This window comes from Actinacidiphila cocklensis (genome assembly GCF_907177275.1).
Classification (GTDB): domain Bacteria; phylum Actinomycetota; class Actinomycetes; order Streptomycetales; family Streptomycetaceae; genus Actinacidiphila; species Actinacidiphila cocklensis.
In genome coordinates, this window is the sequence record NZ_CAJSLV010000001.1 from 14,410 (window position 1) to 31,323 (window position 16,914).

Here is a 16,914-nt window from a genome sequence, read left to right on the forward strand (position 1 = left end):
GATACACCGGCGATACGCCGCGCTCCCTTCACTGGACGCATGATTCCCCTCAGCCTCCACGAGATCGCGGCGGTCGTCGGCGGGACGGTCGAGGGCGACGGCGCCGTGACGGTGACCGCGCCGGCCGTGCTCGACGGCCGGCGGGCAGAACCGGGCGGCCTGTTCGTCGCCTTCGCCGGCGAGCACACCGACGGCCACGACCACGCCGGCCAGGCGGGCCTGACCGGCGCGGTGGCCGTGCTCGGCTCCAGGCCCACGGCGCTGCCCACCGTCGTCGTCGAGGACGCCCAAGCCGCGGTGCAGGCGCTCGCCGCCCATGTCACGGCCCGGCTGCGCGACGGGCTGACCGTCGTCGGGCTGACCGGCTCCCAGGGCAAGACCGGCACCAAGGACCTGCTGGCGGCCATGCTTTCGAGCACCGCGGCGACGACCGCCACGCACGGCTCGCTCAACAACGAGCTCGGCGTACCGCTCACCATGCTGCGCGCCGACCCGGCGACCCGGTACCTGGTCCTTGAGATGGGCGCCCGGCACATCGGTGACATCGCCGCGCTCACCGGCCTGGTCGCGCCCGACATCGCCGTCGTACTCAACGTCGGTCAGGCCCACCTCGGCGAGTTCGGGTCGCGCGCGGCCATCGCCAGGACCAAGGGCGAGCTCGTACGGGGTCTGGCCCCTGGCGGCACCGCCGTCCTCAACGCCGACGACCCCCGGGTGGTCGCGATGCGCTCGTTCACCGACGGTCCCGTGCTGACCTTCGGCCGGGCGGAGCACGCCGATGTGCGCGTGCTCGACCTGACGCTGGACCGGCTCGGCCGGCCGTTCTTCACCCTGCGGACCGCCGCCGCCGCGGCTGCCGTCGCGCTGCCGCTCGTCGGCGCCCACCAGGCGCTCAACGCGTCGGCCGCCGCGACGGCGGCACTGGCGGCCGGCGTGCCCCTCGACGTGTCCGCGGCGGCGCTGGCCACCGCCGCACTGTCGAAGTGGCGCATGGAGCCGCGCGAACTCGCCAACGGCACCACACTCCTCAATGACTCCTACAACGCCAACCCCGACTCCACCCGCGCCACCCTGGACGCCCTCGACGCGCTGGCGGTGACCGAGGGCGGGCGCCGCATCGCCGTCCTCGGCGAGATGCGCGAGCTCGGCGACGAGAGCGAGGCCCAGCACCGCGCCATCGGGGAGTACGCCTCCTCCCGCGCCGATGTGGTGGCCGCGGTCGGCGAGGCCGCCCGGCCGATCGCCGACGCTGCGGCAACCCGGCCAGGGACTCTGGTGCTGACGCTCGCCGACAACGCCGCCGCCGTCGACTGGCTGCGCGACCACCTCACCGCCGCCGACGTCGTCCTCGTCAAGGCATCCCGCAGCGCGCACCTCGACGAAGTCGCCGCCGCGCTCCCGTAGCCCGGCCGACCGGGAATCGCGCCGCGATGCTGGACCTCAAGCCTGGTACAAGCAGGCCGCGGCCAACATGATCGGCCCCGCGTCAACCACCGCCTCCCAGGCCGTCACTGAGCGGGCGCCTGCCAAGCCCACCGTGGGTCCAGCGAGTGGTGTGACTCGGGTCGGGTTGGCCGCGGCCTCGTTCGGGAAGTGAGGTCCAGCCACATGCCCCGGAAAGCAAACGCGGCGGCGGCGTAGGCGATCAGCAGCCCGCCCGCCGCCCAGGACGACCAGGACACCAACTGCGCCCGGGTGAACCGCTCCCGCAGACGCGGCCGGGGCGCGTCCCACGGCATGGAGTCCGTGTCGGCCCCTACCGGCACCTCCTCAGGTTGCTGAGCCCTCGGTGCGGCATCCACGGAAAGTGCGTCCTTGCCCGGACTCGCGCTGGTTGCGGCTGGCAAGTCCTTGCCCTGGCGAGGACTTGCCGCCGTCAGGCCTTCACGACGGCTGCCACCGGCCGATAGACCCATGCCATGTTCCCCTCCTCGCAGTCTTCCGCCTTCCGGCGCAGACGCTCGCAGCTGCTCTCGGCCGCCGGCGTGGTGCCGTTGCTGCTGTCGGGGCTCGCAACCCTGCCAGCGCCCGCACAAGCCGCTCCGAGCAAACCCACCGTTCCCGCCAAGCCCTCGGCGACCCACAAGGTCACCCTTGTCACCGGCGACGTCGTCACGGTCACCACGATGGCCGACGGTAAGCAGACAGCCGACGTCGACCGGCCGAAGAGCGCCGTCGGCGGCGTGAAGATCCAGGAGATCAAGGGCGACCTGTTCGTCATCCCGGACGAGGCGGCGCCGCTGCTGAGCACGAACAAGCTGGACCGGCGGCTGTTCGACGTCACCGACCTGATCGCGATGGGCTACGACGACGCGAAGTCGGCCGCGGTGCCCCTGATCGCGGCGTACTCCCCGCCGAAGTCCCGCTCGGTCGTCGAGCCGACAGCCCCCCGCGGCAGCAAGCTGACCCGCACGCTCAAGGGCATCCACGGTGCCGCACTGAGCACCGAGAAGCGGCAGGCCCGCACCTTCTGGACCGCCGTCGCGCCGCAGGGCAGCAAGACGCTGGGCGCGGGTATGTCCAAGCTGTGGCTGGACGGCCGGGTGAAGGCCAACCTGAAGGAAAGCGTGCCGCTGATCGGCGCGCCCGAGGCCTGGGCGGCCGGCTACACCGGCAAGGGCGTCAAGGTCGCGGTGCTCGACACCGGCATCGACGTCAACCACCCCGACTTCGCCGGCGTGATCGACGGCACGACCAGTTTCGTGCCGGGTGAGGACGTCACCGACGTCAACGGGCACGGCACGCATGTGGCCAGCACGATCGTCGGCTCCGGCGCCGCTTCGGGCGGCGACTACAAGGGCGTCGCCCCCGGTGCGGACCTGTACGTCGGCAAGGTGCTCGGCGGCGTGGAGGGGGCCGGCCAGGACTCCTGGGTCATGGCCGGCATGCAGTGGGCCGCCGAGTCCGGCATGGACATCGTCAGCATGAGCCTCGGCGACTCCTTCCCGACGGACGGCACCGACCCGCTGTCGCAGACGGTCGACGCGTTGTCCGCGCAGTACGGCACGCTGTTCGTCATCGCCGCCGGCAACGCGGGCCCGGAGAGCATCTCCGCCCCGGGTGCGGCCGCCTCGGCGCTGACCGTGGCCGCCACGGACAAGCAGGACCAGCTCGCGTCCTTCTCCAGCACCGGCCCGCTGGCCTCTTCCGGAGGCATGAAGCCGGACATCGCGGCGCCCGGCGTCGACATCACCGCGGCCCGCTCTCAGGAGATGACCGACGGTGGCGAGGGCTACTACCGCACCCTCAGCGGCACCTCGATGGCCACCCCGCACGTGGCCGGCGCCGCGGCGATCCTGGCCCAGCAGCACCCGGACTGGACCGGTGCGCAGCTCAAGGAACACCTGATGAGCACCGCGAAGGGCCTGGACGACGGGTACTCGCCCTACGAGGTCGGCACCGGCCGGGTCGACGTGGCCGCCGCCGTGCGCACCACGGTCCGCGGCACCGGATCGCTCTTCTTCGGCAACCACACCTGGCCGCAGGAGCCGAGCGACGCCGCGGTCACGAAGGACCTGACCTTCACCAACACCGGTACCGCCGACACCACCTTGAACCTGGCGCTGACCGACGTCGGCGGCCCGTTCACCCTCGGCGCCACCACGGTGACCGTCCCGGCGGGCGGCACTGCCGCCGTCCCGGTGACCGGTGACCCGCAAACCACCTCTGCGGGCCGGCACGTGGGCTACGTCATAGGCACCGACGCGGCCGACGGAAAGCCCGTGACCCGCACGTCCGTGGCGCTGCTCAAGGAGGACGAGCGCTACGACCTGAACATCAAGCTGGTCGGCCGGGACGGCAAGCCCGCCTCCGGCTGGGTCGGGATCAACCTGGCAGGCGACGTCTGGCCATGGTCGGTCTACGTCGACGGCTCGACCACCATGCGTATGGCACCCGGCCTGTACACCGTCGCGGGATACATCGACGTGGCCGGCGAGAAGCCGGACCGCTCGGGCCTGGCCGTGCTGGTCGACCCGGAGGCCGTGCTCAAGGGCGGCCCCGCGGACGTGGTGCTGGACGCGAGCAAGGCACACCTGCTGCAGACGGAGGCGCCGCAGCGCACCGAGGACCGCCAGCGCAAGGTCGACTTCAACGTCCACTACGACGGTTTCGACCCGTACACGGACTACCGCAGCGCCTATGTGCTGCCGCCGTCGTACGACGACGTCTACGTCTCACCGACGAAGCCGATGAAGCAGGGCGAGTTCATCCTGACCACCCGCTGGCGCAAGGGCCAGCCGCTGCTCAGCCTGAGCGCGCTGGGCGGCCGGCTCGGCTTCGAGACACTGGTGCAGTCGGGCAGCGCCCTGGGCACCGCCACGGACACGCTGGGCGCCGTCTACGCGGGCAACGGCGCGGCGGCCGCCTACGAGAAGGTCAGGGCCAAGGGCAAGGTCGTCGTCATCGAGCGCAGCGACGAGGTCTCGCCGCAGGAGCGAACCGACGCCGCGGTCGCGGCCGGTGCGAAGGCGCTGATCGTGGTCAACGACGGTGCCGGCGCGCTGATGGAGTACGTCGGCGAGTCGACCGTCCCGGTCGCCTCCGTGCACCGCGACGAGGGCAGGACCCTCATCTCGATGGCGAAGGCAGGCATCTTCACGATGACCGTGAAGCAGACCCAGTACACGCCGTTCGTCTACGACCTGACCCGGGACTACCCCGCCCAGGTGCCGGACCGGGCTTTGGTCTACAGGCCGGCCAAGGCTGACCTCGCCCGGATCGACGCCCGCTACTACTCGGCCACTGACGGCAAGTCGGCGGAAGGCTACCGCTCCGACTTCACCCTCAGCCCGTCGTTCAACTTCCCCGAGGCCGAATGGCACCCGGGTACCCGCACCGAATGGGTGACCCCGGGCCAGGACTGGAGGGAGTTCCACACGCAGGGCGTCGACGAAGCCCTGCCGTGGACGATGGTGTCGGGCGACAACACCTACGCCAAGGGCAGCACCACCCGTCTGGACTGGTTCGCTCCGGCGACGCGGCCCGCGCAGGGCGAGTCCTTCGGCGTGTACAACTCCCGCTGGCAGAACTTCATGACCTGGAACGTGCAGGCGTGGGCATCCGCCAGCGACAACATGCGGCTGGGCGGCTACCTGCCGTGGGGTGAAACGCCGTCCCACCTGCAGGTTTTCCAGGGCGACACGCTGATCTCGGACAACCCGGTCAGCGGAGACATGCAGTGGCAGGAGGTGCCGGCGGGCAACCTGCCCTACCGCGCCGTCCTCGACGTGGAGCGGCCCGGCGACGTCTTCCGGCTCTCGACACGCACCCACAGCGAGTGGACGTTCGTGTCCGACACCGTCGACTCGGACTCCTTCGAGCCGTTCTCGGTGCTGAACCTGGACTACCGGCTGGAATCGGACCTGCACGGCGACGTCAAGGCCGATGCGACCCAGAAGATCGCGCTCAGGCCGGTCTCGATGGACGCCGGGTCCGTGCCGGGCAAAGTCACCACGGTGAAGCTGGACGTCTCGTACGACGACGGCGTCACCTGGCAGAAGGTGACCCTGGCCAAGGGCGCCGACGGCTACTGGACCGGTTCGTTCCGAGCGGCCAAGAAGTCCGGCGGCTTCATCTCGCTGCGCGCGAGCGCGGCGACGGACCGCGGCTTCAGCGTCAAGAACGAGATCACCCGGGCGTACGGCCTGCGATGAACCGCTCTGTCGGGCCCCGGGGAGGCGACTCCCCGGGGCACTTCCCGTCGCACCTGCTCCCAGCAGGGACTATCCAGGGTCTGCCGCCATGGCGCATACTCTCCCCGCTGCGACAAGCGGAAGAGAGTCGGTCGCCGATGCTGGAAGTTCTGGGCCTCGAAGCGGAGGACGAGCGCGTCTACCGGGCGCTGCTCGGACGGCCGAACTCCACTGCAACCCTCCTGTCGGATCTGCTCGCCATACCGCAGGACCACGTCGGGAAAGCCCTGTCCCACCTCGTCGGATGGGGACTGGTGATCAGCTCGGCGGATGAGCAGTTCACCGCCGCGCCGCCCGCCATGGCGCTGGGCGCTCTCATCAGCCAGCGCCAGGACGGGCTGCGCCTCGCCGAACAGGCACTCGCGACCTTCGCAGAGGAACACCGCGAGGCGATGACCGGGAACAGCATCAACGATCTGATCGAGGTCGTGACCGGAGTCGATGCCATCCGCCACCGCTTCCTCCAGGTACAGCAGGCAGCCCGCACGCAGATCCGCACCTTCATCACCGCACCCTTCGTCGCCGTGCCGCCCGGTGAGAACACGGCCGAACCCGTGGCCATCCGCCGCGGCGTGCACTTCCGCGCGGTACTGGACCGGGCCGTGCTGGCAGAGCCGGGCATCATCGCCGATGCGATCGATTCCCTGCGCAAAGGTGTGCAACTGCGGGTCGCCGACAAGCTGCCGATGAAACTCGCGCTGGCCGACGCCGACCTCGGCCTTGTCCCGCTCGCGGTCACCCCGGCCGGAGATCCAGGCGCCGTACTGCTGCACCGCAGTGGCCTGTTGGACGCACTGGACGCGCTCTTTGAGACGGTTTGGAGCACTGCCCACCCGCTCGAACTGCCGCGTAGCGGCGGAGAAGCCGAATCCCCCGTCGAGCGCGCGGCGGAATGCCCGACCGACCTCGATCGGAAGATCCTCGCGCTCCTCCTGGCAGGCCTGACCGACCCGACGGCCGCGGCACAGCTCGGTCTGTCCCCGCGCACGCTGCACCGCCGTCTGCGTCACCTCATGGACATGGCCGGAGTCCGGACCCGGATGCAGCTCGGTGGTCACGCCATCCGACACGGCTGGGTAGAGCCCCGTTGAAGGTCGTGACAGGCGAGAAACGACACGGGACTTGAACCGTTCCGGGTCTGGCGCGGTCGGTCTTGCGCCGCGCACGTGAAGGCGCCGAGGAAGCGAAGAACATTTCACCGTGGACCTGATGGAGCGTCATGAGTGCGGCTAAGGTTGACGGGCAGTCGAGCCATCCAGGGCACACCGTGGAGATATGAGTGATGAGCTGGGACCCGGCGAGCTTGAGGGAGGCCTCGACGGGCCGGGATGACACAGGAGTCCGCCCGGCGGCCACATGGCCGCCACGCAACCACCCAGCTCTGACAGCCCAGCAGCCCCGCCCGGGCTGGTCCGGAACCACCCGCTCACGCATGAGCGACGGCACGCTGTTCTCGACGTCACTCTCACTGTCGAACCCGCTCGAACCGGTCCCTGGCGCGTCCCAGTGACGCGTCACCATCCGCCATGCCCTCCGGAGGTTTCATCCCGTGAAGATAGGCCTCGGTCTTCCCGTCGAAGATCCTGCTGCCCTGCTGGACTGGGCACAACGCGCCGACACCGGCCCGTTCAGCACCATCGGCCTGCTCGATCGGCTCGTCTTCGACAACCCCGAACCCCTCATCACCCTCGCGAACCTCGCCGGCGTCACCTCCCGTATCCGCCTCCAGACGGAGGTGCTGCTCGCCCCGCACCACAACACCGCGTTACTCGCCAAACAGACCGCGACCCTCGACCGGCTCACGGGCGGCCGTTTCACTCTCGGTGTCGGTGTCGGCGTCCGTGAGGACGACTGCCGCGCGGCGGGCATCGACATCCGGCAACGGGGTCGCCGCCTCGACGAGCAGATGGCCCGACTGCGCCTCGCCTGGTCCGGCAAGCCGTACGACGAAGGCGTCGGTCCCATCGGCCCCGCGCCCGCGACACCCGGCGGACCGGAAGTGCTGTTCGGGGGCTTCGTACCGGCGGCACTCGACCGCGTGGGGAGGTTCGGCGACGGGTTCCTCGGCGCCGGCGTGCCACCGCGGATCATGTCCGGGCTGTTCCGTCACGTCGAAACGTCCTGGCAGACCCATGGCCGTTCCGGGCGGCCCCGCCTGCTCGCCCAGGCGAACGCCGTCCTCGGCCCGGACGCCACCGTCGACCGCGCCCGCGGCAACCTCCTGGACTACTACGGCTTCACCGGTCACGCCGACACCATGATCGAAGGACTCCTCACCACCCCGGACGCCATCCGCGAGGCCGTCGAGGGCTATACGGACATCGGCGCCGACGAGGTGATGCTGTACTGCTGGACCTCGGACGCCGACCAGATCGACCGGTTCGCCGATGCTCTGAAGCTCTGATGCCCTGTCGCAGGCCGGCAGGGCGTCGGCCTGGGACCGCAATAAGTCCGCCCACGTGAGGGAGGCCTGATCGGACGCCGGGTCGATACCGGCGTCCTTCAGGATCTCCCACGATCGCACGCCTCACCTCGCACTCCCCGTCCTAGCAGGGCGGATGGGGTTGTCGGCAGGAGCAGCGCTGCGGCTGCCCGCCCTCTGCTGCTGGCCGCTGCTCGGCTGGCCGCGCGGTTCGCGGATCACCTGGCCGGCCCGCTTGATCGTCGCCAGGACGTCGAGCACTTCGAAGTCGATGATTCCGTCGAAGGCCCCCAGGGTCTTCGTGAGGAACTCGTACAGTGCCCAGCGCCCGCCGAGGACGAGGTCGGCGCACAGTTGGTAGTCGCCGGTCACCGCGACCACCATGCGCACCGCGGGGTGCTCGCCCAGCGCCTGTCCGATCCGTTCGAGGTGGGACGGGCCCACCCTCAGCCACAGCAGCGCTTCGGTCGGGAGTCCCAGCAGGGAGCGGTCGACCTCCGCGCGGATCCTGACCACGCCACGACGGATCAGGCTGTCGACCTGGCGGGATGCGGTCGCCGGGGCGACGCCGATCCGGGTCGCGAGCGTGCCCACGGGAACGCGGCCGTTCGTGGCAAGGGCGTGGACCACCCACTCTTCCTCGTCGCTCAGATCCGCGACATCGTCCACTTTGGCGAACGGAGGCAGGCCTGTGCGCGCCAGGGCGCCGATCTGCTGCTCGGCCAGTGCCTCCGTGTGCCACTCGTGTGCGGCGCGGAAGAAGCGCAACGTCGAGTGGGCGTGATGCGCGGCGACAGCGCTGATCCCCGGAAGCCGGTCGAGCAACAGCTCCCGGAGCCAGTCCTGATGAGGTGGAACGACCTCGACGAAACAGTCCGTCGACCCCTCGGTGAGCATGACCGTCCGCGTCTCGCGGCTGTCGGCGAGGGCCAGGGCCACGTCCCGGGTGGTTCCCGGCCGGCACCGGAGCCGTAGCAGGACCGGCTCTCCCCAGCCGATCCGTTGCGTGTCGACCGTCGCCACCACACGGATCACGCCGCTGTCGAGCAGCGGCTGCGCGCGGCGGGCCACGGTCCGCTCGGAGACGCCGAGGACCCGCGAGATCCGAGCCCAACTCGCGCGGCCGTTGATCTGCAGGGCACAGGCGATCTGCCGGTCCAGGTCCGAGTACTCGTCACAGTGCCTGCCGGACTTCTTGTCGGATTTCTTCAGCAAGAGAACACCGCCGTACGGATCCGTGCACGTTCAGGTCCATCAGCGCCGGAAGTCGACCTGGGCGCGCATACTACCCGAACTCTGACCCGGACGTTCTGCTCCCGGAGGTCTGCCATGTGTTGTCCATCCTCCCGCCCGCGGCCGACGGCCGACCCGGCCGAACGCGGGGTGCGGCTGTGACGGATGCCGTCCTGCTGCTGCGGGGCTCGGTCGTACCCGTCGCCTCGCCGCCGATCGCCGATGGAGCCGTGATCGTGGAGGACGGGCTCGTCAGCTACGTCGGCCCCGTCTCGCGAGCCCCCCGTCTCTCCCGCGACGTCACCGAGGTCGAAGTGGGCGAGGGAACGATCATTCCCGGCCTGATCGACGCGCACGTCCATCTCGTCGCGGACGGAGGCCCCGACTTCGCAGGTGAGGTCGCGGGCGCGAGCCCGCAGCACCTCGCGCTCAAGGCGTACGCGAACACCGCACGCTCGCTGCGCCACGGCATCACCGCGGTTCGGGACCTGGGCGCGCCCGCACACGCGGCCATCGCGGCGGGACGGGAGATCGCCAACGGCCGCCTCGTCGGTGCGGAGGTCGCGGCGGCGGGACGTGCCATCACCGCACCCGGAGGACACATCTCCTATCTCGGTGTCGAAGCACGGGGCGAGGCACAGATGGCGGAGGCGGCCCGCCAGGAGTTACGCCAGGGAGCCGCCGGCATCAAGCTCGTCGCCACCGGAGGGGTGTTGACTCCGGGGGTTGCCCCGGGCAAAGCCCCCTTCGACGAGGCCGAACTGGCCGCGGCCGTGGCCGTCGCAAGAGCGGCCGGAACGTGGGTCGCCGCGCACGCCATAGGCTCCGAGGGCGCCAAGCGGGCGCTCCGCGCGGGAGCGACCACGATCGAGCACGGGTCCTACCTGGACCGCGAGGCCATCGACCTCATGGCCTCGACCGGGGCGGTGCTGGTCTCCACCCGGATCGCGCAAGTCAGGATCCTGCAGAACAAGGAGCACATCGAGGACTCCGCGGTCCGCAGGGCCGAGGAGGTCTACGCGGCCAACATCGAGTCGGTGCGGCACGCAGCACGAGCCGGCATACCGATCGCTGCCGCGAGCGACGCCGGGACACCCTTCAATCCGCACGGCAGCGTCGCCGAGGAAGGCGCCCTGCTCGTCGACGACATCGGGCTGAGCAACGAGATCGCCCTGCAAGCGGTCACCAGGACTGCGGCCCGCTGCCTCTGCCGCCCCGACCTCGGCCACCTCTCGCCGGGCGCAATGGGCCACGTCGTCGTGACGACGGGAAATCCGTTGGACGACATCCGCGCACTCGCGCACGTCAAGACCGTCATCGCAGCCGGACGACCAGTCCGCACGCTGCTGGGCTGAGGAGCTCTCATGACCATCACCCGAAACAGACCCGCGGTCGCGGTCGGCATCCAGAAGGTCTGGCCCGTCGCCATCGCGGCGTTCGTCATCGCCCTCCTCGCGCAGCTCGCCGGTCAGCTGACGTTCGATGTGGGTCCCGGCTCCGTCGTCTTCTTCCCCATGGTGTGGGGCCTCGTCGCCGGCGCGATCGTGTCGGTGCAGCGTGTCCGCAGGGTCAGCCTGGACTTCCAGCGGACCGCGAACGCCTTCGTCGCAGTGGCGGTGCTCTTCCTTGTCGTGCGGCTCGCCTTCGCGATCGGCCCCAACATCAAGATCCTGCTGCATGCCGGCCCGTCGCTGTTCCTGCAGGAGTTCGGACACCTCCTGGGCACCGTCGCTCTGGCGCTTCCACTGGCTGTGCTGCTGCGCATGGGCCCCGCCACGATCGGGGCCACGTTCTCCGTCGACCGCGAGCCGGCGTTACCGATGGTCAACGAGAAGTACGGCCCGAACTCCGATCAGTACCGCGGCGTGCTCGCCATGTATGTGTTCGGCACCCTTGTGGGCGCCGTCTACATCACCATGCTGTCGTCGTTCGTCGTCTCCTTCGACATCTTCGACCCGCTCGCCCTCGCCATGGGCTCCGGCGTCGGATCCGGCTCGATGATGGCCGCCGCGACGGGGAGCATCGTCGACGCCTACCCCGGCCAGAAGGACCAGGTCCTCGCGATGGCCGGCGTCTCCAACCTGATCACGACCATCCTCGGGGTCTACGTGGGAATCTACGTCGCCCTCCCGATGGCCGACCGCTTCTACCGGTTCCTCACCCGGCGGCGGAGCGCCGACCCCGAGGCCGTCCCTCTCGACCCGGAGGCGAACCGCGCCTTCCATGAGCAGGTCGCCGCCTCCACCGCGCCGGTCGGTCTGCGCGCCTGGGTGGCCATCCCGATCCTGGCTGTCGTCGGCATCACCACAGCGTCGGTGTTCGCGAAGGGTCTGAGCTGGGACATCATCGGCGGTTACGCGATCATGGTGGCGCTGCTCGTGCTGGGGATGTGCCTCGCGAAAGTCACCCGCTTCGTCTCCGCGATCGTCTGGGTGACCACCGTCGGAGCACTCGCCTCAAGCACCTACTCACCCATCGGCACCCAGCTGACCGACACCGTCAGCTCGATCGACTTCCTCTCCGTCGGCTGCGTCGTCCTCACCTTCGCCGGCCTCAGCCTCGGCAAGGACACGGCGCTGCTGAAGGCGGTGAGCTGGAAGATCGTCCCCGTCGGACTGCTGGCCATCACCGCGTCCTTCGTACTCGCCACGGTCATCGCCGAGTTCTCGCTCGGCTTCTGGTCCTGACGTCACGGTGGCGTTGCTGCGCGCGACGCGCAGGTGGTGCTGGTTCCATATCAGGGTGCGGTCGAGGAGTTCGGGGGCCGGGAGCCATGACGAATGCCTTACGGCCCGGTGCGGGAGCCAGTGCCGCCGGACGGGACTCCGTAGCGTGGTGAACATGCGAGTACTCGTCACAGGAGGAGCCGGGTTCATCGGCTCGCAGGTGGTCGCCTCGCTGGCGGCCGAGGGGCACACGCCGGTGGTGCTCGACGCGTTGCTGCCGGCCGCCCATCCGCGTACCCCCGAGTTGCCGGAAGCCGAGTTCGTCCGCGGAGACGTGCGAGACGCGCACGCGGTGAGTCGCGCACTGCGTGGTGTGGACGCCGTCTGCCACCAGGCCGCGATGGTGGGCCTGGGGAAGGACTTCGCGGACGCGCCCGAGTACGTCGCCTGCAACGACCTCGGGACCGCGGTGCTGTTGGCCGGCATGGCCGAGGCGCAGGTGCGCCGGTTCGTCCAGGCGGGGTCGATGGTGGTGTACGGAGAGGGGCGCTATGAGTGCCGCGAACACGGGGCGGTGCGGCCGGGTCCCCGGGCGGCGGTGGATCTGGCGGCCGGTTCGTTCGAGCCGCGCTGCCCGCACTGCGGTGCCCAGCTCGTCCCTGGGCTGGTGAATGAGGACGCGCCGACGGACCCACGGAACGTGTACGCGACGACGAAGCTTGCGCAGGAGCACCTGGCCGCGGCCTGGGCTCGGTCCGCCGGCGGCACGGCCGTATCGCTGCGATACCACAACGTGTACGGCCCGGGGATGCCGCGGGACACTCCGTACGCGGGCGTGGCCTCGTTCTTCCGGTCGGCACTGGCCGGCGGCGAGGCGCCGCGGGTGTTCGAGGACGGCGCGCAGCGGAGGGACTTCGTCCATGTACGCGACGTCGCCCGGGCCAATGTGTCCGTGCTCGCAGGCATCGAGGATATGCCGGCCGGTGGCCACAGGGCCTACAACGTGGGCAGTGGCGATCCTCGCACGGTGGGGGAGATGGCCGCGGTGCTGGCGGCGGAGCACGGCGGGCCGGCTCCGGTGGTGACGGGGGAGTTCCGGCTGGGCGATGTCCGGCACATCACTGCGGACTCATCCCGGTTGCGCCGTGAGCTGGGCTGGCGCGCCGAGGTGGGATTCGCCGAGGGCGTGGCCGAGTTCGCCCGGGCCGGGCTGCGGGCCTCGGCCCGCGTGGGGTAGTCGACAGCCAGGACCTGGGCGGGTGCGGTGGGCGGGGGCGTGCTCGTTGCCGAGGGCATGTCGGCAGGCCCCGCACCGGCGGCTCCGCCGTCTGCGACAGGCGCCCCCGAACGGCCGACGTCAGCGTTTCGTAAGGCGCCGACGCCCGCTTTGTCCCGGGGGAGTTCCTACGGTGGCAGTCGTGACCGAACTCACCGTGGACGTCGTCCTGCCCTGTCTGAACGAGGCCGAGGCACTGCCCTGGGTCCTCGCCCGCATCCCCGCCGGCTGGCGGGCACTGGTCGTGGACAACGGGTCCACCGACGGGTCCGCCGACATCGCCCGTTCCCTGGGGGCCACTGTCGTACCGGAGTCCCGCCGCGGCTTCGGGGCCGCCTGCCACGCCGGCCTCATGGCGGCCGACGCCGAGTACGTCTGCTTCTGTGACTGCGACGCCTCCCTCGACCCGGTTCTGCTCGGCGGATTCGTCCAGGCGGTGGCCGCGGGCGAGGCCGACCTCGTGCTCGGCCGCCGCCGTCCCCGGGCGAGGGGCGCATGGCCCGTGCACGCCCGCGCGGGCAACCTTGCGCTGGCCGGCATGCTGCGCCGCCGCACCGGCCTGAGCCTGCGCGACCTCGGCCCCCTGCGGGCGATGCGCCGGGAGGCGCTCCTGCGGCTGGAGCTGACCGACCGGCGCTCCGGCTACCCGCTGCAGATGGTCGTACGCGCCGCCGACGCCGGCTGGCGGGTGCGCGAAAGGGACGTGCCCTACCTGCCCCGCAGTGGCAAGTCCAAGGTCACCGGCACCTGGCGGGGCACCTGGCATGCGGTCCGCGACATGCGCGCGGTGCTCGCCGAGCCCGCGTACGTCCCCGCTGTCCCGGCCCGCACCGAGGGCTCCGGAGGTACGCGGTGACCACCCTCCTCGTGATCGCCAAAGCGCCCGTGCCCGGCCGGGTCAAGACCCGGCTCACCCCGCCCTTCACCCCCCTGGAGGCGGCGGTCCTGGCCGAAGCCGCCCTCGCCGACACCCTGGCGGCCGCCGCAGCGACACAGGCCGACCGGCACGTGCTGGTCCTGGACGGTGAACCGGGGCCGTGGCTGGTGCCGGGGTTCGAGATCCTGCAGCAGGGCTGTGGCGGCCTCGACGAGCGGCTCGCGGCAGCGTTCGCGGCCTGCGGCGGCCCGGCGCTGCTGATCGGCATGGACACCCCGCAGGTCACCCCGGAGATCCTGGCGCCCGCCCTGGTCTTCGACGACTGCGACGCCTGGTTCGGCCCCGCGGCAGACGGCGGGTTCTGGGCGCTGGGCCTGGCAGAGCCGGACCCGGCCCTCCTGCTCGGCGTGCCCATGTCCGTACCGGAGACGGGCGCGGTGCAGTACGAACGCCTGTGCGCGGCCGGACTGCGCACCCGGTTGCTGCCCCGGCTGCGGGACGTGGACACCGCCGTCGACGCGGCCGATGTGGCCGCCCTGACACCGGCAGGGCGGTTCGCCACCTGCCACCGGCGGCTGAGCGCCCGTTCAGCGGTGGCACGATGACCGCCCCCGCCGTCGCGGCGCAGCGTTCCGCACCCGATCCGGCGTGGTGGGCCGACCCGTACGCCCTTGCGCTGCGTCACGGGAAGGGTCCCCTCTTCCTGCGGCGGGCGGACGGCTGGCTGCTGCCCCTGGAGGTCGAACGCTGGTGCGCCGGTACCGATGCCGCCGACAGGAGCGTGCTCTCCCGCTGCCGGGGAACCGTCCTCGACATCGGCTGTGGACCGGGCCGGCTCATTGCGGCCCTGGCCGAACGCGGTCGGGGCGCGCTCGGGATCGATGTGGCGCCGGCCGCCGTGGCGCAGGCGGTGCGCCGCGGTGGATCAGCCCTGTGCCGCTCGGTGTTCGAGACCCTGCCCCGCGAGGGCCATTGGGGAACGGCCCTGCTCATGGACGGCAACATCGGCATCGGTGGCAATCCGTCAGCCCTCCTGGAGCGCGTCGCGGGCCTGCTGACCCCCGGCGGGCGGCTGCTCGTCGAGGCTGCGCCCGTCGAGGTGGACGAGCGGTGCGAGGTGCGCCTCGACGACGGACGCGGCACCCTCGGCACCCCCTTCCCGTGGGCACGAGCCGGCCGCAGGGCGCTGCTGCACCACGCCGGGGCCACCGGGTGGCGGACCGCGCGCAGCTGGACGGTGACCGGTCGGCACTTCGCCGAACTCGTCCGCGTCGCACCGCTGCACGTCGCCGCCCCCACCGGAGCGCCCGTCTGCCTGGGAGGCGCGCAGTGACGCGACGGCCGACCACCCCCACCTCCCGGGCCACCGTCGTCACCGCCGCCCTCGTGGCTGCTCTGGTCACGGCCTTGGTCCTCACCGTTCGCAAGGACGCCTACCTCACGGACCCGGCGGGCCTGTCCTGGCTGTACGCCGTGTGCTGGGTCCTGTTCGCGGCGGCCGCATGGTCCCTGCGCCGGGCATCCGCCCGGCACGCCGCCGCGCTCGTCCTCCTCGGCGGTATCGCCGTCGCCGCCACGGGCCTGGTCGCCGCGCCGCGCACCAGCACCGACTCGTTCCGCTATGCCTGGGACGGCCGCGTGCAGGCGGCGGGCATCTCCCCCTACGACCACGCCCCGGCCGACGCGGCCCTGGCGCCGTACCGGGACGGCTGGTTGTTCCCCACCGGGCACGAATGCGGCAAGCCCGACCTCACCGCCGTGTCCCGGGGCGTCTGCACCCGCATCAACCGCCCGGGTGTCCACACGATCTATCCCCCGGCCGGCGAGCTGTACTTCCTCCTCGTCCACGCCGTCTCGCCGGACGGGGTCCGCCACAAGGCCCTCCAGGTGGGGGGCGCCGTCCTTGCCGTGGCCACCACGCCGGTGCTGCTGCGGATACTGCGTCGCAGAGGGGACCCGCGGACCGCCGCCTACTGGGCCTGGTGCCCCGCTGTTCCCCTCGAAGCAGTCAACAACGCCCATGTCGACGGCCTTGCGGTCCTGCTGTCCGTCACGGCACTGGGCCTGACCGTCCGCCACCGTGCCCGGGGAGGTGCCCTGCTCGGGCTGGCCACCGCCGCCAAACTCCTGCCGGCCGTCCTGATTCCCGGCGCCCTGTCCGGCGTACGCCGCGTCCGAGACGCGGCAGCCGTCCTCCTCCCGGCTGCCGCGGTCCTGGCGGCCCTCTACACGCCGTACGTGCTGCTCTCCCACTCCTCCGTCCTCGGCTACCTCGGCGGCTACGCCGACGAAGAGGGCTACCAGGACGCCTCCACCGGCGACCGCTACGCCCTGCTGCGTCTGCTGCTCCCCGACTCCTGTGCCCTGCCTGCCGTGATCGCCGGCCTGCTCGCCGTCAGCCTGTACGTGATCCGGCGGGGCGACCCCCGGCGGCCGTGGAGCGGCGCCCTCCTGGTCACCGGGACCGCGTTTCTCCTGACGACGCCCGGCTACTCCTGGTACGCCCTCCTGCTGGTCGCCTTGGTGGCGCTCGACGGCCGCTGGGAGTGGCTGGGCGTCGCGGTCGCGGGTGCGGCCGCCTACGTGACGGGCCGCACGGTCGCCGACGCGGGCACGGTCATGTACGCCGTCGCCGCCCTGGCCGTCGTCTGCGGGTGGCTACTGCGGGTCGGCGTGTCACGAGACCTTCCGCGCTTGCGGAGAGCCATGTTCTTCTTGCCGGGGGAGCCTCGGTGAGCCCTGGAATG

Annotated in this window: 12 protein-coding genes; 11 read left to right on the top strand and 1 reads right to left on the bottom strand. The window is 71.3% G+C overall.

Features of this window, described 5'->3' with window-relative positions; all coding sequences use genetic code 11:
* Window positions 1-39: 39 nt before the first annotated feature.
* The 4 genes from NFU81_RS00075 (at window position 40) to NFU81_RS00090 (ending at window position 8,097) form a co-directional block, all read left to right on the top strand.
* The gene (locus NFU81_RS00075; RefSeq protein ID WP_251483400.1) at window positions 40-1,404 is read left to right on the top strand and encodes a UDP-N-acetylmuramoyl-tripeptide--D-alanyl-D-alanine ligase; all 1,365 of its coding nucleotides are present in this window, start codon (window positions 40-42) and stop codon (window positions 1,402-1,404) included.
* 515 nt (window positions 1,405-1,919) lie between these two features.
* Entirely contained in the window at window positions 1,920-5,654 is a 3,735-nt protein-coding gene (locus NFU81_RS00080; protein WP_251483404.1) for a S8 family peptidase, read from the top strand.
* Window positions 5,655-5,791: 137 nt separating this feature from the next.
* The gene (locus NFU81_RS00085) at window positions 5,792-6,784 is read left to right on the top strand and encodes a helix-turn-helix transcriptional regulator (protein ID WP_251483409.1); all 993 of its coding nucleotides are present in this window, start codon (window positions 5,792-5,794) and stop codon (window positions 6,782-6,784) included.
* A gap of 458 nt (window positions 6,785-7,242) precedes the next feature.
* A complete protein-coding gene (locus NFU81_RS00090) occupies window positions 7,243-8,097 on the top strand; it encodes an LLM class flavin-dependent oxidoreductase (protein WP_251483416.1) in 855 nt (284 codons plus the stop codon).
* 123 nt (window positions 8,098-8,220) lie between these two features.
* Here the strand turns inward: NFU81_RS00090 and NFU81_RS00095 are convergent, their stop codons facing one another.
* Window positions 8,221-9,330, bottom strand: coding sequence for an Lrp/AsnC family transcriptional regulator (locus NFU81_RS00095; protein ID WP_251483419.1), 1,110 nt, complete (start codon window positions 9,328-9,330; stop codon window positions 8,221-8,223).
* Window positions 9,331-9,506: 176 nt separating this feature from the next.
* Here NFU81_RS00095 and NFU81_RS00100 point away from each other — a divergent pair, with 176 nt between their 5' ends.
* The 7 genes from NFU81_RS00100 to NFU81_RS00130 all read left to right on the top strand — a co-directional run bounded on the left by NFU81_RS00100 (window position 9,507) and on the right by NFU81_RS00130 (window position 16,903).
* A complete protein-coding gene (locus NFU81_RS00100) occupies window positions 9,507-10,703 on the top strand; it encodes an amidohydrolase family protein (RefSeq protein WP_251483421.1) in 1,197 nt (398 codons plus the stop codon).
* Between the two features lie 9 nt (window positions 10,704-10,712).
* On the top strand, window positions 10,713-12,035 hold the full coding sequence (locus NFU81_RS00105) for a DUF3100 domain-containing protein (protein WP_251483423.1): 1,323 nt from the start codon (window positions 10,713-10,715) through the stop codon (window positions 12,033-12,035).
* A gap of 154 nt (window positions 12,036-12,189) precedes the next feature.
* Window positions 12,190-13,251 (top strand): NAD-dependent epimerase/dehydratase family protein, encoded by a 1,062-nt coding sequence (locus NFU81_RS00110; protein WP_251483425.1) that lies wholly within the window; start codon window positions 12,190-12,192, stop codon window positions 13,249-13,251.
* Window positions 13,252-13,423: 172 nt separating this feature from the next.
* The gene (locus tag NFU81_RS00115; protein ID WP_251483428.1) at window positions 13,424-14,146 is read left to right on the top strand and encodes a glycosyltransferase family 2 protein; all 723 of its coding nucleotides are present in this window, start codon (window positions 13,424-13,426) and stop codon (window positions 14,144-14,146) included.
* Window positions 14,143-14,772, top strand: coding sequence for a TIGR04282 family arsenosugar biosynthesis glycosyltransferase (locus NFU81_RS00120; protein WP_251483430.1), 630 nt, complete (start codon window positions 14,143-14,145; stop codon window positions 14,770-14,772). Before NFU81_RS00115 ends, NFU81_RS00120 begins: the two co-directional genes overlap by 4 nt.
* Window positions 14,769-15,500 (top strand): methyltransferase domain-containing protein, encoded by a 732-nt coding sequence (locus tag NFU81_RS00125; RefSeq protein ID WP_251483435.1) that lies wholly within the window; start codon window positions 14,769-14,771, stop codon window positions 15,498-15,500. The genes NFU81_RS00120 and NFU81_RS00125 overlap by 4 nt, the downstream gene beginning before the upstream one ends.
* Entirely contained in the window at window positions 15,497-16,903 is a 1,407-nt protein-coding gene (locus tag NFU81_RS00130; RefSeq protein ID WP_251483438.1) for a glycosyltransferase family 87 protein, read from the top strand. Before NFU81_RS00125 ends, NFU81_RS00130 begins: the two co-directional genes overlap by 4 nt.
* The last annotated feature ends 11 nt before the right edge of the window (window positions 16,904-16,914 follow it).

What these genes read in the sequence shown, in the direction of transcription:
- NFU81_RS00075 (WP_251483400.1), top strand. Translation starts at nt 40, where the DNA reads ATGATTCCCCTCAGCCTCCACGAGATCGCGGCGGTCGTCGGCGGGACG.
- NFU81_RS00080 (WP_251483404.1), top strand. Translation starts at nt 1,920, where the DNA reads ATGTTCCCCTCCTCGCAGTCTTCCGCCTTCCGGCGCAGACGCTCGCAG.
- NFU81_RS00085 (WP_251483409.1), top strand. Translation starts at nt 5,792, where the DNA reads ATGCTGGAAGTTCTGGGCCTCGAAGCGGAGGACGAGCGCGTCTACCGG.
- NFU81_RS00105 (WP_251483423.1), top strand. Translation starts at nt 10,713, where the DNA reads ATGACCATCACCCGAAACAGACCCGCGGTCGCGGTCGGCATCCAGAAG.
- NFU81_RS00110 (WP_251483425.1), top strand. Translation starts at nt 12,190, where the DNA reads ATGCGAGTACTCGTCACAGGAGGAGCCGGGTTCATCGGCTCGCAGGTG.
- NFU81_RS00125 (WP_251483435.1), top strand. Translation starts at nt 14,769, where the DNA reads ATGACCGCCCCCGCCGTCGCGGCGCAGCGTTCCGCACCCGATCCGGCG.